Genomic DNA, 15782 nt, shown 5'->3' with positions numbered 1-15782 from the left:
ATCTTCCTTGGTAAGCTTACAGTTGTGTTGACCAGTTGCGCAGCGCTGTGGTTAACGTGTCTTCCAGTTGGCTAAAATCGATTTGCTCATGGGCTAAACACACGAATGAGTTGTGCCCCTGCAACATGAAAATACCCTCAGCAATCATGGTCTGTTTCAGCTGCTCTCTGGCCGCAAAGTTGTTCAGAATATGGTCTGAAAAGCGCAGATCAAACAGGGTGTCGTTTAATAAGCTGGTTGCGCTGAGTAACTCTGTTGTGGCCGAATGCGTGATGGCGGCATTGATGGTTGAAACAATCTTTTGGCAGATGAGTGGCAGGCGCGCATAGCCTTCTCGTTGCTGCATTATGTCGGCGACTATGATCCCGGCGTGTGCTGACAGGACTTCTTTGGTGTGGGTACCGCCAATCCTCGCGCTTTGATAAATTTTGATGTGCTCTGGTTTGCCAAGTAGCACTGCCAGTGGTAACCCATTGCCCACGGCTTTGCCAAGGATGATGTAATCTGCCGGAATTGCTTGTGTATCAAGCATGCCTGCCGGATTTGTTCTGCCGGCTGTTTTTGTTTCGTCGATGATGATTTTTACGCCATATTGACGACACAGTGCGGTTGCCTGCTGCAACGTTTCCGTGGTCATGAATGCCAGCTGATAGACATCAATGGCAAAGGCGGCTGTGGTGTCTCCATGTTCGCTCAGAAGTGCTTCCAGACTCTTGATATCGCCATCTGTCCAGTTAAATACGCCCTGCTCACCATCAATCCCGCGCATACCTTGTGAGAATCTCAGTGCTTCACGTTTTTCACTGCCTGGCCACTCGTGCCAGCTTGGTGTGTTGGCAATCTGGCTGTCGTGCCATCCTAAGAAGCCACAGCGAATGAATTTACTGCGACCTGTTTCCAGCATGGCACAGCGCATTGCTGCGGTTACGGCTTCTGAACTGGTTTTGAATAGGGTGACGACACGCATATCCTGATACTGGGCTTCATACACTTTAGCAAGCTCGGTATGCACATCGGCAAAACCAGGAAATGACAGGCCATTGCTTAGTTGTTCTGATATTCTGCGGACAAATTCTTCATCAGAGTGGCCTAATATGACAGGTCCCAGGCCCAGAATGAAGTCGATATACTGGTTGCCATTTTGGTCTGTCACTGTGTAGTTCTTTGCCTTTTTAAATAAAATAGGTGCATCATTCTTGGCAAAGTACCTATCACTTCCTACTAACGGTGAAATCATTTTTTTCCCTTTTCTTCTCTTTTATACGGTTGCTACATGTTGAAGGCGTTCATTTTTCGGCAGTTTTCTCCAGCCATCATAACTAAACCCATACATCCGGATTAACCACCTGTCATTGCCATCGTATAGGGCGTGATTGGTGAGGTTGTCTCTGCCATGCAGGAGTGTTCTGTTATTCAGGATCAGTACTTGTCCGGGTTTGAGCACGAGACGTGTGACGGTACGCTCATCATCAAGGTATGCCTTGAGTTCCGTCAGTGCGGATTTGGCACGTGGCGTTAGCCCTTCTAGCTTGCTATAGCTAAAGCGAATGTTGAGCTTGCCATTGATTTCTTTGATGACGCTCACCCCTTCGTTGACGTAGTTAATGTCGAAGCTAGACTGGCTGGTGGTTCTAAACTCAGGTCGCATTAAATTGCGAATGGTTGAGTAGGGCAGGCTATCCAGCAGATCTTGCAAATACCAAACCCGTGTAGCGCAATTGGTTGGGTTTCTGATGCTGGCCAGGCCAAATATGTCGGGTGCAATACAGTGTTTGTCTGTATTGGCTTTTATTTCTTCAGGCCAAAGTCCATTCACCACTTCGGTGTGAGGTTTGAGCTGTTTTGTTGAGCGGCTTTGATATAACGGGTTATTTTTTGCTGGCATCACCATGTGGGCTAAACGCCCATTCATTTCACCTTTATAACTGGCAACTTTGTGTCCAGTTAGAGAAATCAATCCCATTAATGTTGCCGCTGGCATTTTCCATGTTTTATGTTCAGGTGGATTATCATTGCAAGGCGTCGATGGAATACCTGATGTATCAAAACAGTTGTTAAAGATTATCCAGTCATATTCATTGTCTTCAGCAAAGTTTTCTACTTTTTGTAAGATAGATTGATTTTCAAATAGTTTTTGCCGTATTACGTGCTTTGCAATTTCACTAATAACGTAAGGCTCTATTTCCTGATCATAATTGCTCAAGTTGCTTTGCAAATAACTGTGCACGGCATTTGAACTGGTCAGCCCTTTGCTGAAGTTAAGTTCCAATCCTCGTCCTTTTGGAACTGCGCTGATACTCATTGCCTTAACCTCCAATGATGTTAATTCTCAATTATGAGCTTGTATGTTGAGGTTAAGGGTACTTGAAGTAATGTTCAGAATCTCATACATCAGATGTTACTAAGTGGAACAATCAGTGGAATATATGTACAGACAAAAAAAGGGGAGGAGGCATGCTATTCGGCTGATATAGTATATCAGCCTGTGTTAAATTTTTGTGTTATAAAGAGAAAAAAATAATCATGTTGCGGAGTGATATAATTATCACTCCTGCCCGGTTAGGTATTTAGACTCGGTATCAGTGTGATAAGTGCATCGATGAAGTTTCTTACGCGGCTCGACATATTGTCTCTGTGCTGCAACAAGGCATTGAGTTGCACTTCGTGCGTCCACTCCTCAAGACATGTCTCTAACGTCCCATCTTCAATGTATTGCTTCGATGTAAAGTCTAACGCGGTGGCAATACCTGAGCCGTCTAGTGCGAAAGAGATGAGCATTTCATCACTGTCACAGATGTGGGACGTCCCTATATCAACTAAAAACTGCTTTCCAATATCACTGAAACTCCACTTATTACCGGTTTTACAGTGGCGATAGCGAATACACGGATGATTAATTAACTCACTTGGGTGGCTGGGTTTTGGGTGGGTGCGCCAGTACTCTTTACTGGCAACAACATAAGTATTAAATGTCGTAAGGCGTTTGCAAATATAGTTGCTGTCGGGTAACTCCCCCAGGTGTAAAGCAACATCCACTTTTTCTGCGACCAGGTCTCCCAGGTTGTTGTCGACCATAATATCTAAAATGACGTTGGGGTGGCTTTTTTTATATTGACTGAGGAGGGCATGAAAGACTTTGTTATCGAGGACGCTGGGGATTTTAACCCTGAGTAGCCCTTCGCTGTTTTGTGAGAAATCACGGAGCATTTCGTGACTCTCTGAAATGGCCATATTGAGCCGTTTGCATTGCTCAAATAGGGCATCGCCTTCACGGCTCAGGGAAAAGCTTCTTGTGGTTCTGTTGATTAGCCGCACGGAATACAAGGACTCAAGTTCAAATACATGATTTGTGAGGGTACTGCGCGATTGGCCTAACTTTTTTGCAGCCTTGGAAAAGCTACCACTGAGCGCAATATGATAAAAAGACTGGAGCCAGATACTGAGCTTTGCTTGGTTATCCGATACATAACGACACATCTTCGAATTCCGTTTTACTTTTATAAAATAGCTACATCACCTCTGGGTGTTATTTCCTTTATAACAAAGGTGCAAGTTAAAGTAAGCGCAGGCATCAATTGGCGTGTATCCATGCAATCGGGCCAAAATGAAACCTAAAAAAATAGTGCGTTTACTGTAAGTTGTCATTAAAACTTAACATAGCCAGCTAAGGCAAGAACAAAGCGACAGCATGACACGACCAATAGGCAGGAACCTGAGGCGAGCGTGCTTTCGCACACTCTTTGTCCGGTGTGGGTCAGATGTTATACAGGGCGCTTAACGGGCGTGTTGGCGGCGCCTGCGCCAGGGGGGCGATTGTAACAACAGCAACATACCACTGAGGCAAAACGCGACACTGCTGGCAGCAAATGTGATCAGTAGGGGGTTGTTGAAATCATCACGCTCGTCATAATCCATGATGTGTAACATCCAAAAAAAGTCGAAAATGCGCCACAACGTGCTTCTGACCGTGATCACCTGACCGCTACGAGCATCCAGGTACAGAGTCGTGCTGAGTGTGTCGGCAAAGGTGACCTGCCATATGTGAGGGCGATATTGCACTTCCCGGGGGCCTGTAGAGAGCAGAAGTGCGGAGTCGACGGGGCTATCACCGAGAAAGTGGGCTTGTGCATTGGCACGGATCTGCGCTTCGGTAGGAGCAGGAAACGGTGCCCCTGTGGCAGTGAAATAGGCACGTTCTTCGCCATTGGTAATGATCATTGGCTGATCCAGAAAGTGACTAAATGTTAGTGTGTTAAACCCATTAACAGAGTGTGCCAGGTGATTAAGGTCGGCGCGATAATCAGTCTGACTAAACGGGTTGTCCAGCGCACGCTTGGCCAGGTGCTTACCATGCACCATGTCCAGTGGTATGGCACTCATGACCAGACCACCGAGCAGCCAGGCGAAGATCTGTAATGCCAGTAGGTAGCCTGTCATCTTATGGAATTTTCGGATGGGTTTGAAGCGGGATTTATTCATAGTGCTGTTTTTTCGTCAAAATTGCTGATAGCTTATGAGAATTCGCGTAAAATCAATAGTGACATATTGTCGCACCTGCCAATCGAATGTGTTCTGGCGCTTGAACATGACGCAGGTATGGCAGCGAACCACTCATAAAGAAACAAGGTAAATGTCCCGTCATGTCAGAAATCCAGTTTTTAAATGTCGATTTAGAGTTAGAATCCAAGCAGGATATTTCTGCCCTGGTTGCGGATCTTAAAAAGAACGCAGTGATACTGCATTACGATAAGGATGAGTATCGCCAGTTGGCCAGAATTGAGGCCAGTGCCGAAGTGACGAGTCCGGATAAAGCCATCAATCACTTGTGTGAATTGATCGAATCATGCTCTAAAGCTGCGCTCAAGCAGTGGCTGGGGTGTTCTAAACGCACCTTTGATATCGGCTTTAGCAGTGGCGAGCAGCCTAAGTGCTATTCTCAGGCGCTGCACGCAGACACCTTGTTACGTATCTCCGCGATCGGTGCGGGTATGGAAATTACGCTTTACCCTGTTGAAAAATAACAACGCCTATCAATTACATTCACTCGTTTAGAGAGCCGGGCCTGTTCAGTTGCACAGGTCTTGGTTGCCATTGTATCGTTTGCCTGTCACTGTTTCCCAACCAAAAATAATGAATCAAACAAAATAGAGTCTTCACTCTTGTTTAAATCCAGATCTAAAACTTATTTTAATTTTAACATTTAAATCCTTTTAAAAACATGGATTTACTCTATTTATGTTAATTTTTACGTGTAAAATTTATATTAATGTGTTGATAATTTGATTTTCGTGTTTTATCTTGACTTGGCACACGAGAGGTGGCTTCCCGTGGTTCAGGTGAGGCCAGAACAGGATTATTTCTGGAGAATTATAACAATGAAACGCATATCTCAGATGACCTTATCTGCACTGGCTTTGAGCCTGAGTGCAGCGGCAAATGCAACCGCAGCCCCGATTGACGCTGTGAATAATCTGGCAGCACCACTGACGCAGATTGACCGTTTTAACCCGCAGGCTTTTCAGGTCAGTGACATCAAAAAAGTGATGGCGAAATCACTGGCTCAGGAACTGGCACAGCAAGGTCCGAGCTGGCAGTCAACCCTGGCGAGCCAGTCTCGCCTCACTGTGCAGGAAATGGGCGTATCTGCTCAGGCACAGTCACTGATTGGTCAGGCAAGTACACAGACACGGGTATTAAAAGGGTTGCCACAAAGCGACAGCAATTTATATCAATTGCGTCTGGCATCTGACACTATGCTGAACCAATGGCAGGAAGGTGAAACGCCTCTGATCGCCTTTGCTCCTAAAGGCGATGATAAAACCTGGATCCATGTTGAAGCTTATGACAGCGAAGGCCAGCTACACTTGCTGGATGCGCAGCAAATGCCACAGCGTCCGGTGCTGGTCCTGGAGTTGGATCAACAGCAGGTGCGACGCGAAGGATTAGCGGTGATGCAGGACATTTTCAGCCGTGCCAGACAGACCCAGACCGTTGAGCGTTTTGCACAGGACATGTTGCAAACCAATGAGGTGCGTATTCAGTCTGACGCGATCTCGACCAGTGTTTTAAAGCGTATTCGCCTTAATAATGATCAGGAACCCTGGGTGCTGGGTAAAGCAGAAGTGTATGGGATTGTCACCGGGGTGAGCCCATCACGTGACGAACCCGTACTGGATATCGTTGATATGCCCTACCTGGACCATGATGGTACAGACTACACTCCTAACCAAATCCTTATCCACTGGGAGCGTTATCGCTGGCAGGCTGCTGACGTGCTGCTGATGGAGCAGGATGACAACACCAATTACAAAGATTTAGCGACGACCTTTTTAGATATTGTGACGCAGGTGATGCGCACTATACCGGATCCGAATGTACAGGGTTATGCGATCATCCCACAGCTGACCAATCAGTTGATTAAAGCCATGCCAGATCATTGGTTCAGCAATGACGATGACTACGTCGATGTGTTCTATACCTTATTTGAAGGTCAGAATTACAGCGGTTATATGGGTGCCAGCAACAACGCAAAAATCACCTTATCTCCCTTAACTATCGAGCCAAGATAAGCGTCAGTAGCGTGTCTATTGCCTCACTTCTTAAGCTCACAACCCGTTGAGTAGGTTACGGTCTAATGGACTAGACCGGTTTTTTTATTCTCCCGCGAGCCTGCCATAGTGCAGGCTCGCTTGTTTCCGTCGCTGAGTAATTATACCAATGTCAAATAGAACACTTAATTAAGCAAATTGGTATTAGTGTGAGTAGATGGCTTGCATCAGCGCGCGCAGGACTTGCTGATCTTTTTCTTTTTTCACCAGCGCTTTGAGGCGTGGCTTGAGCGCCGGGTTGGCTTTGGTTTGTTGTGCCAACGCCGCGACCGCAGCCAGTCGCACTGTCTGAGGCTGAGATTGACTATAGCTGAATAGACCATCGACCTGCTTACTGGTGAGCTCGTTGTTGCCAATGGCTTTGAGTAGCGCTGCCTGAGTCTCTTGATCTTGCTCCTGAGAGAGTTGAGTCGTCAGGTAATCGAGACTCTGTGGGTTAGGCATTTTACCCAAAGACTCGGCGGCTTGTTGTCTCAGTCTGGGTTCACTGGCTTGCAAAAAGGGGGCAATATACTGTTGCTGGCTTGCATCACCGCTGTTGCCGAGCGCAGCCAGCAGGCTGACCTGACGGTGGCTGTGTGAGGTCTGTCTTAGCTGTTGCGTCAGGCGCTGCGCAACATCGCTGGCGAATTCACTGCCTTGCTGATTGTGCGCAATAACACCCAGTACCATCATGGCGCTGTTACTCAGACGGCGTTGTTCCCCGTTGCCCGTTTGGCGAGCGGATTCCATGACCAGCTCGACTAATTCAGGGTTGAGTGGTTGCTGCGCATATTTCAGACCCATCAGGCTTCTGAAGCGTTGCTTACCTTGTATTTCCGGGTCTAAATACACATCCACCAGTAACTGATGTGCGTAGATTGAATCGTTTTTGCCAACCATCATAAACAAACGCTTCAATGCCTGATCAGACAGGCTCTGTGATTTGATCAGTGCTTTCAGCGCCCCGAGGTAAATTTGGTTGTCATACAGTAGTTGAGCCAGTGCATCTGAGCTCAATGTGCTGATATCTTGAGATTGCAACAAGGTAACGAACTGCTGGGCATCTTTTAACGGTTGTGCGGGTGGCCTGGGATAGAGTTGTGCTTCGCTGAGCTGCGGCCACAGGGTCGGGTCATCGCCCAGTGTTAATAGCAAAGTAGTGGCCGGGATGGGGGTTGGGTTATAACGGAACTGGATCTGTTGCTTTACGTCAATTCGGATGTCGCCTTGCTTGCTTTCAACCTGGGTATGATTTTGTCCGCTGAGCCGGGTTAAGCCACACTTGTCTAATGTGAGTGTAAACTGATCTGCCCGGACTTGCGGGAGTCTGAATTCGAGCAAGTTTGCACTGGCCTTGGTGCTTAGATAGGCCAGTTTGGCGCGACGGATGGAGTGATCTGCGTTGCGGCTGTAGACCACCTGATATTGTCCCAAATTGTCTTGTTCTTGCTGTGTGCTGGGCACGGACAAGTCCAGCGATTGCAGGTGTTCGCTGTGCAGGCTTTGATAAATCGCCAGTAGCTTTTGCTGATCTGCACTTTTGAGCTTACCGGCAAAGTGATGTGCCATCAGTTGCTTGGTCTGGGCATGTATTTTCACCGCAAAGGGTACGCTATACAGGGTGGCTTCAACCGCTTGCTGGTCAAGCCGCAGTGTAGGTTTCACCAGTTGCAGGCCCAGCCAATAGTACTTTTCAGTGCGCATCAGAGGGCGATACACCAGTTGGCCGTCCAGCGTGAGATGATTACTGCTTGGCTGATTGAGCGTCAGCATATTGGTTTCGGCGACGGTCTTAAAGTCGCCCCAGAAGGTGCATTGCGTCTGCGCCTGCAGGCTGCCCAGAGGCAGCGCACAGGCGAGAAGAAAACGTGCAATCGTCATGGTTGTCATCATCAAAACTTAAAGCTGTCGCTATAATCCAGCATTTGCCAGGTTTTATTATACAAGGCGCCAGTATTATACAAAGTTTTGGTGGCCGTTTTAGTTGGGAATGAGCAGCAGAACTCATATCCCGGGTATTTCACCCACAGGTAGAACTCACCTTCAATCGCTTTCATGTGGTTGCTGACATCAATGCCGTAACCAATTTCAGAGTCAGAAATTGCTTTGCTGATATCGACATAGGCTTCGGCTGATAAAGTGTCTGAGATGATCAGGAAGTCTACACCAATCCCGCCGCTCGCAACCAGCAGATCGATCCCCGCAGTGGCGTAGGCGTCCAGGCTCGCCGTGAGTACGTCACCCCCAATGCTGAACTTTTGATCTTCGTATTTGAGGTCGGTATTTACACCGACAGAACCTTTTACGCCGGCAGATACAGAGACCGGGACAATCACAATCGTAAAGGTGGTCGAGAACAGCTTCTGTTCTTCTTCCCAATCATAACCATAGGATTCATCCAGGGCAGAGACGGTATCGCCCTCTTTGATCAGGCTGTTGCCCAGCAGAGACACCCCCATTGAATAGGTCACAGTGCCGTCTGCACCGGAGGCGATGCCTGACGCACCGGCGGAAAACAGATCGGTGCTTTTATCGAACATATACAAGTCAAAACCACCAGAGGCGACGGTCCATGCCAGGCCACCATTGGAGGACTGGAGTAACACCCAGGACAAGAAGGAGGGCACGATCGCAACTTTAGACTTATCACCATACGTATTACTAAAAATTTCAAATGCCCAGAGCGTGTCACTGTTACTCAGCAGCCCGGAGATCCCCTGCGAGTCTGTGTTTAGCGCGTAATTAGCGGCCTTTTGGCTGACTGCTGGTGTACTCACCGTTGCCGGGGCCGTGAGATCATGATCGTCCAGCCAGCTCTGATCGGGCTGCTGTTGATCGTACAGGGAGTAGGGCACTGTGATGGTGAGACTGTTGTTCTCACTATTTGCTTCAGAATGCGTCGACAGATCGTGCAACGTGAGCGTCAGCTCAAAGGTGTTCTCTTCTGCATTGCTGTCATAACTTTGCTGCAGTTTATCCAGGAGTACACCATTGATAGCGATATCGTAAGGGAAATAATGACTTTGCGTATGGTCGGCAAACTTGATCAGCATACTGTCAGCATATTTGTCCTGCCCTTCTTGCCAAAAATGTGCATCAAAGTCGGTCCCGGCAACGTTCAGTGTGGCGGTGACTCTGGCATCGCTGACCAGGTGACCAAATTTACTGGCATCAAAATGGCCGATGATGTCAGAACGTTTGTGCTCGGGCGCACCCTGAGAGGTGATCTCACGTTTGCCTTTATCCGGGAACATGGCAAAACCGTCACCGACCACAAGGGTGTCCATGACAAAGTCATGATAATAGGTGCTGTCTATGCTGATCTGAGCATAGGTGGTCAGATCTCCCTGGTCAACATTGCGAGAGCGGTTATCGCTGAGGTCGGCTTCATTTTCGATACTCTGGGCGCTGTCAACGTAGGCGGCGATCAGATAGTCCCCGCTTGGCATGTCTTCATTGGGCAGCATCAGCTCGGCTGTAAAGGTGTGCTCACCGTCGGATAGTTGAGGAACATAATGGGTACCTAGGTCATAGCCTTGTGGTTCTACCTCACTGTCCAGTTGCGCCACTTTGTCCTGAGCAATGGCCATAAAGGTGACACCCACGTGTTGTGTTTCCAATAAGGTACTGTGGATAGTGTAATCCAGTTGCAGTGGCTGTCCGGGCTGCAAAACTGTTTGCTGCGGGTTGCTAAGACTGTCCAAACGCACGTTGGCAACGGGTTGCGTGGCCTCATCATTCGATGTGGGTTGAACAATGCTGTGTGATTCCTGATCGCCACAGGCAGTAAGAGCACCCAATATGCTCAGGCTTAAGAGTATCTTGCGCATAATTTATTCGTATAAAGAAGGGGGCTTTATTATACCCATATAATTATGGAGAGAGTGTGGATTTAAATGTCCGGAGTTGTTTTTTTGTTTATTAATATCAGTGCCTTATCTCGTTATTGATAGAGTCTTCACTCTAATGCTGCCTGTTTACATTTCAATGTGGAGCGCGTTTATCCGTGTGAGGCGCGTACATAACACACAAAATCATTTTACATACGTTCCGGTATGTATATAATTCAAGCATTCCAGTTGGTATGTAAGTGAGAGTGAATGTGAAATCGTATCCAGTTATTGCAACCATGATGATGAGTTTGTGGTTCGTTCAGCCTGTTTATGCGCAGAGCACGCCGGATGTTTATGCCGTTGAAGTCAGCCCGGTGAGCAATCAAGCGGTAAGAGACTGGGCATTTGCCGAGGGGATTGCGCAGGGGATCCGCCGTGAATACCTGAACTTTGAAAGTGGCGGTAAAGTGGTGTTTCTGGCGGATGATCACAGTGGCAATCGTTTACGCCCTGGCAGCTTTGTCAGCGGTCCTAAATCAGGTGAGGGCTTTGGCCAGTTGCTTGCGCGGATTGATGAGCGTACTGGCGCGGAAGCCGTAAAAGGGTATGAGGCGTCTTTGCGTAGTGCCATATTAGGTATTGAACAGGCTCAGGCACAGTTGCATCAGGCACAAAATAATCATCACCTTGCACAAACTAACTTTCAGCGTGCTGAATCTATGTGGGCGCGTGAGCTCATTTCCAAAGAGCGCTATGAGGCAGCAAAAACCGACCTGCTTAACACCCAGCAATCGATGAATAATGCATCAGCGGCACTGGCTGCTGCCCGAAGTCAGAAATTGGCTGCACAGGCCCAGCTGAATCAGGGCAAGGTCAACCTGGAGAAAACCGGTATTTTCGCACCGTTTGATGGCCAGCTCAGAGCCGTCAACATTCGTCAGGGGGATTATTGGGCAGGTCCGGCGGCAGCTATGTCAGATAAAGAACGAGAAATGCATGCGGCTATGGTGGTGATCGATACCAGTCAGTATGAAGTCACGCTCAACGTTCCCTACTATGCAGCGGATAAGCTGGCTGAGGGTCAAACTGTGTACCTGAGCTGGAGCAATGAGAAGCTGCTGAATGCCGCACGTAGTGGATTTACCACACAGGATATCAGTCTTGGCAAAATTTTTTCGGTCAGCCCGAGTATTAGCCTGAACAAGCGTGCCATTGAGGTCAAAGTACATACGTTTCAGGGTGCCGATACCCTTAAGGATGGTATGCACGTGAGCGCCTGGATAAACGTTGCAGAGAAACCACAGGCCCTGAGTGTGCCCCATCAGGCAGTGATGATGCGCAATAATCAACCTTTTGTGTACGTGGTTAATCAAGACAACAAAGCGCATTTGACAGCAATTGCAACGGGCATTGAAGACCTCTATCGGGTTGAGGTTGTGGCTGGCCTAAAAGCGGGCCAGCGTGTGGTGGTGAATGGTGAGCACTTGTTAGTGCACGGCAGCCAGATACGCATTGTCGGAGCTGCCCATGAATAAGGAGGGATTGGCGTATAAGCTGTTTGTCGACAAAGTCATCTCGACGCTGTTGTTGGCGATTTTACTGGTGGGTGGCGTTCTGGCTTACTCCGGTATGCTGAAAGAAAATTACCCAGACCTGGAAATCCCTCAAGCTATTATCACGGTGGAATGGCCAGGTGCCGCCGCCGAGCAGGTTGAGAAGGAAGTGACTAAACCGCTGGAAGATGCGCTTAATGGCTTACAAGGGCTGAAAAAGCTGCAAAGTGGCTCGCAATTTTCTTACGCTGTGATCGCGGTGGAGTTTAAGTCTGACGAACCGATGAGCGAGGCAATGCAGCGCCTCAGGGCCAAGGTAGACGAGGGGAAGGCGGAGTTCCCCAGTGCAGTGAAAACGCCACTGATCGAACAAGTGTCGGTCAATGATACGCCTGTCATTGAATTTATGTTGTATGGCTCGCTGGACGATACTGGCTTCAGTCGGGTGGTTAAAACCATTGAAAAGCGCCTTGAGGCCAAGCCTGGGGTGAAAAAGGTTGATAAGGGCGGATATCGCGAAACCGTGGTGCATGTGCGGATGTTACCGGACAGGTTAAGATCGCTGAAAATATCGCCGAGTCTGGTTCGTCAGCGCATCGAAGAGGCCAACCTGGATACCAGCTGGGGTGAGTATGACAATGGGAATCGTATTCACCGTCTTTATCTTGCGGGTCGTTTTGATGATATCAAAACGTTGCAGCAATTGCCGGTAGCCAGGCTTAGCGATAACCGCTTAGTGCGCCTGGAAGAAGTGGCGCTGGTTTATAAAGGGCTGGATAAAGTGAAAAGTGAAACCTACTTTTCCGAACAGGGGGAGGCGTTTACACAGGGGGTGTCACTGGGTGTGAAAAAGCGCCCGGGCGTTGACACCATTACCTTGATCAATGAAGTGAAAACCGCCATGGCGGACTATCAGACGCAGGGGTACTGGCCGGAGGGTTTGAAGGTGCAGATCATCAGTGATGAGAGTGCTCTGATTGATGAGTCGTTTGCCAATGTGTTTGGCAATATCTGGCAGGCTATGCTGGCCGTGTTCATTATTCTGATGGTGTTACTCACCTGGCGGGAGGCACTGATCGCGGGGGCAGCCATTCCACTGACGTTTCTCGGCGCGCTTATGATCCTGGGTCTATTCGGTTATACCCTGAATACAATGATGATCATCGGTATGGTACTGGCTCTGGGCATGCTGGTTGATGTGTTCATTCTGGTGATGGAAGGCATGCACGACAACCTGCATCGCAAACGGCTGCGTTTTCAGGACGCGGCGCTGGCAACCGTTAAAACCTATGCCATGCCAGCATTTTCTGGCCAGCTGACTACCATTTTGGCAATGGCGCCGATGATGGCAATTGGCGGCGTGGATGGAAAATTCATCCGTCTTATTCCCATTACCGCTGTATTGTGTCTGGTGCTGAGTTACCTGATAGCCTTTTTAATCTGCATTCCTTTGTCGCAGTATCTGTTGCGTGATGCCAAACAGACACAGATGAGTCAGGTTGACACATTGACTCAGACAGCTGGACAGGCGTTACAGCGCTGGCTCGGTCGGTTTGCGCTGGGTAGCCGCCGTCAGGCCGGTGCCTGGGTGGCTGGCAGCGTACTGGTATGGGTGATATCAATTGGGCTGATGAGCACGTTGCCTTCACTGCTTTATCCAAAAGGGGATGGCCGCAATTTGGCGATTACGATTGAGCTGGGGCCTAATGCAACGCTTGCCCAAAGTCGTCTGGTGGCTGAACGTGCCGGGGATTACCTGGCCACCAAACCATACTTTGAAAACGTGACCATGTACGTGGGTAAAAAGAGTCCCCGGGCAATCAGTTCTATTAGTGAACAACTATTACTCAATGAAAACCCGAATTTGGTCGGCTTTTCGGCCTTATTTGTGCCAAAGCATGCACGGGAGCAGTTAGCCTATGAATATGTGCCTGAGCTCAGAGCGGGCCTCAACGAAGCGCTGGCAGGTGTGGCGGGTGTCACGGTGCTGTTTACACCGGAGGTAGGGGGGTCGAGTAATGATGATCCGGTGCAAATTGTACTCAGTGGTCCGGATATGGCGCAATTGTCGGCGTATGCCAGCGAGGTTCAGCAGCTGCTGGCAACCATTGATGGTGTTACTGACGTGCGTAACAACCTCGGCGCCTGGCAAAGTCAGGTCAGGCTGACAGCTGACAGGGAAGCACTCAATTTTCATGGTATTACAGAGCAAGACTTTGCCAGTCAACTGCGCCTGGCAACGGAAGCCGATGAGTTCGGGAAATTTAAACTGACAGGGACCGAAGATGACCTGAAAATCAGGCTCAGTACGTACTGGGAAAGTCGCGATGAGGACATTGGCGGACCAAAATCTCATGCTGAGATCAACCTGATCAGCCTGTTCACACCCAGCGGTGAGCTGGTACCGGGCGGCAACCTGGTTGAGTATGAGATTGATGCGGTGCCGCCACTTTACACCCACGCGCAGACTCAGCGTGCCATCACCATCAAAGCCAAAGTGGACGGCATCACGGTTGGGGAAGTGATCTCGCAGCTTGAACCGCAGCTGCATACCTGGGAACAAAACTGGCCACAAGGGTATTACTATAGTTACGCAGGGGAAGCTGAAAATGCGGAGGAAACCTATGGCTCTGCCGGGATGGTGTTTGTACTGGCGATCATGATGGTGTTTGCAGTCCTGACCCTGGCGCTGGGATCCTTTAAACAACCTCTGGTGGTCCTGTTTACGATCCCATTGGCTTTGATAGGCACCTTCACCGGATTCTGGATGTTTCAAATTCCGTTTTCTTTCCCGGCCATGATAGGGTTGATAGCCTTGGTGGGGATAGTGGTCAACAACGCGATAGTGATGCTTGACACCATTAACGGCCATATCAAAGCGGGTGTGGTATTACGCGAAGCCTGCGCGCGTGGTGCAGCAGATCGCCTGAGGCCTATCATCGGCACCAGCATCACCACCATCGTCGGATTAGTGCCGCTGGGATTAAGCGACCCAACCTGGTTCCCGCTGTGTTTTGCGATTATCTTTGGCTTACTGGCATCGACACTGGTAGCCATGATTGTCATACCGGCAATGTACATGCTAGTCTCGCGACCAGTAACCGAAAAGCCTGCTTAACAGTGTGTTGGAACAAACTAATGCCCAGAAGAACCAAAGAAGAAGCCGAACAGACACGACTGGCGCTGATCAAATCGGCGCTGCAATTATTCAGTGAAAAAGGGGTCGCGCACACCACCCTGATGGATATTTCCAAGGCTGCTGGCGTCACCAAAGGGGCGTTTTACTGGCATTTCAAAAATAAGCTGGAAGTGCTGGAGGCCATCACTCAGGAATACGCCTTGCCGCTGGATGAGGCCGCGCAGCAAAAGCTGGAAACCCTGACCCCCAGCCCGGCAAATCTGATTGATGCAATCGCCTTTTATTTTGAAACGCTGGAGCAGTCAGAGGCGCTGATTGCCTTTCAGGAAGTGATCTTGTTTAAGTGTGAATATACTGATGAGTTCAGTGCATTGCTTAAACGGGACAAAGATGATCTGGAGAAAGCGCGGGATACGTTCGCGGCCTTCATGGGTGATATGGATGAGGCACACTGGTCGGGCCCGCGAGGCGACGCTCAGCACATAGAAGTGGTGAGTCAGGCATTGCTCAATGCTTTAGTGGGGGCGCTGCTCCATTGGCTGACAACCCGTCAGGGGATACTGTCTCAGACCGTGACGCAGACAGTCCGACTGATTTTACGTGGCGGTGGACTGAAAGTGGATTAAAGGCAGACAGGTGTCTGCCTTTGTTGACTGGGGTCAGCCAT

The 15782-nt window shown here is 49.0% G+C and carries 11 protein-coding genes; 5 read left to right on the top strand and 6 right to left on the bottom strand.

The genetic code is table 11. The features are described from left to right. Positions 1–16: 16 nt before the first annotated feature. From AT705_RS10760 to AT705_RS10745, 4 genes are all read right to left on the bottom strand, one after another. Complete coding sequence (locus AT705_RS10760) at positions 17–1237, bottom strand: aminotransferase class III-fold pyridoxal phosphate-dependent enzyme (RefSeq protein ID WP_058796585.1); 1221 nt, start codon at positions 1235–1237, stop codon at positions 17–19. Between the two features lie 21 nt (positions 1238–1258). Continuing rightward, a complete protein-coding gene (locus AT705_RS10755) occupies positions 1259–2302 on the bottom strand; it encodes a TauD/TfdA family dioxygenase (protein WP_058796584.1) in 1044 nt (347 codons plus the stop codon). Between the two features lie 257 nt (positions 2303–2559). Then, on the bottom strand, positions 2560–3477 hold the full coding sequence (locus tag AT705_RS10750; RefSeq protein WP_049865495.1) for a LysR family transcriptional regulator: 918 nt from the start codon (positions 3475–3477) through the stop codon (positions 2560–2562). Between the two features lie 297 nt (positions 3478–3774). Next, the gene (locus AT705_RS10745; protein WP_058796583.1) at positions 3775–4479 is read right to left on the bottom strand and encodes a hypothetical protein; all 705 of its coding nucleotides are present in this window, start codon (positions 4477–4479) and stop codon (positions 3775–3777) included. Positions 4480–4640: 161 nt separating this feature from the next. Here AT705_RS10745 and AT705_RS10740 point away from each other — a divergent pair, with 161 nt between their 5' ends. Together AT705_RS10740 and AT705_RS10735 are read left to right on the top strand one after the other, a co-directional pair. Next, entirely contained in the window at positions 4641–5021 is a 381-nt protein-coding gene (locus tag AT705_RS10740) for a hypothetical protein (RefSeq protein WP_010383815.1), read from the top strand. 354 nt (positions 5022–5375) lie between these two features. Beyond that, on the top strand, positions 5376–6569 hold the full coding sequence (locus tag AT705_RS10735; RefSeq protein ID WP_058796582.1) for a DUF3103 family protein: 1194 nt from the start codon (positions 5376–5378) through the stop codon (positions 6567–6569). Between the two features lie 183 nt (positions 6570–6752). Here the strand turns inward: AT705_RS10735 and AT705_RS10730 are convergent, their stop codons facing one another. Further along, positions 6753–8471 carry a HEAT repeat domain-containing protein gene (locus AT705_RS10730; RefSeq protein WP_167551984.1) on the bottom strand — a complete coding sequence of 573 codons (1719 nt, stop codon included), beginning with the start codon at positions 8469–8471 and terminating at the stop codon, positions 6753–6755. Positions 8472–8482: 11 nt separating this feature from the next. Then, on the bottom strand, positions 8483–10420 hold the full coding sequence (locus AT705_RS10725) for a hypothetical protein (protein WP_058796580.1): 1938 nt from the start codon (positions 10418–10420) through the stop codon (positions 8483–8485). Positions 10421–10692: 272 nt separating this feature from the next. On the opposite strand from AT705_RS10725, the gene AT705_RS10720 reads away from it, so the two are divergent. Genes AT705_RS10720 through AT705_RS25960 form a run of 3 tightly spaced genes read left to right on the top strand, consistent with a single transcriptional unit; the run spans position 10693 to position 15741 of the window. Further along, positions 10693–11958, top strand: a complete 1266-nt coding sequence (locus AT705_RS10720) for an efflux RND transporter periplasmic adaptor subunit (protein WP_082668970.1) — start codon at positions 10693–10695, stop codon at positions 11956–11958. Then, entirely contained in the window at positions 11951–15094 is a 3144-nt protein-coding gene (locus tag AT705_RS10715) for an efflux RND transporter permease subunit (protein WP_058796578.1), read from the top strand. Before AT705_RS10720 ends, AT705_RS10715 begins: the two co-directional genes overlap by 8 nt. 20 nt (positions 15095–15114) lie before the next feature. Next, positions 15115–15741, top strand: a complete 627-nt coding sequence (locus AT705_RS25960) for a TetR family transcriptional regulator (protein ID WP_058796577.1) — start codon at positions 15115–15117, stop codon at positions 15739–15741. The last annotated feature ends 41 nt before the right edge of the window (positions 15742–15782 follow it).

This window comes from Pseudoalteromonas rubra (genome assembly GCF_001482385.1).
Classification (GTDB): domain Bacteria; phylum Pseudomonadota; class Gammaproteobacteria; order Enterobacterales; family Alteromonadaceae; genus Pseudoalteromonas; species Pseudoalteromonas ardens.
The sequence above is the reverse complement of the archived record's forward strand: the minus strand, read 5'-3'. Positions and strand labels throughout refer to the sequence as shown.

Bases quoted from the DNA above. Each gene is read 5' to 3' on its own strand.
- AT705_RS25960 (WP_058796577.1), top strand. From the start codon at position 15,115: ATGCCCAGAAGAACCAAAGAAGAAGCCGAACAGACACGACTGGCGCTG.
- AT705_RS10760 (WP_058796585.1), bottom strand. From the start codon at position 1,237: ATGATTTCACCGTTAGTAGGAAGTGATAGGTACTTTGCCAAGAATGAT.
- AT705_RS10715 (WP_058796578.1), top strand. From the start codon at position 11,951: ATGAATAAGGAGGGATTGGCGTATAAGCTGTTTGTCGACAAAGTCATC.
- AT705_RS10735 (WP_058796582.1), top strand. From the start codon at position 5,376: ATGAAACGCATATCTCAGATGACCTTATCTGCACTGGCTTTGAGCCTG.
- AT705_RS10730 (WP_167551984.1), bottom strand. From the start codon at position 8,471: ATGACGATTGCACGTTTTCTTCTCGCCTGTGCGCTGCCTCTGGGCAGC.
- AT705_RS10750 (WP_049865495.1), bottom strand. From the start codon at position 3,477: ATGTGTCGTTATGTATCGGATAACCAAGCAAAGCTCAGTATCTGGCTC.
- AT705_RS10755 (WP_058796584.1), bottom strand. From the start codon at position 2,302: ATGAGTATCAGCGCAGTTCCAAAAGGACGAGGATTGGAACTTAACTTC.
- AT705_RS10740 (WP_010383815.1), top strand. From the start codon at position 4,641: ATGTCAGAAATCCAGTTTTTAAATGTCGATTTAGAGTTAGAATCCAAG.
- AT705_RS10725 (WP_058796580.1), bottom strand. From the start codon at position 10,420: ATGCGCAAGATACTCTTAAGCCTGAGCATATTGGGTGCTCTTACTGCC.
- AT705_RS10745 (WP_058796583.1), bottom strand. From the start codon at position 4,479: ATGAATAAATCCCGCTTCAAACCCATCCGAAAATTCCATAAGATGACA.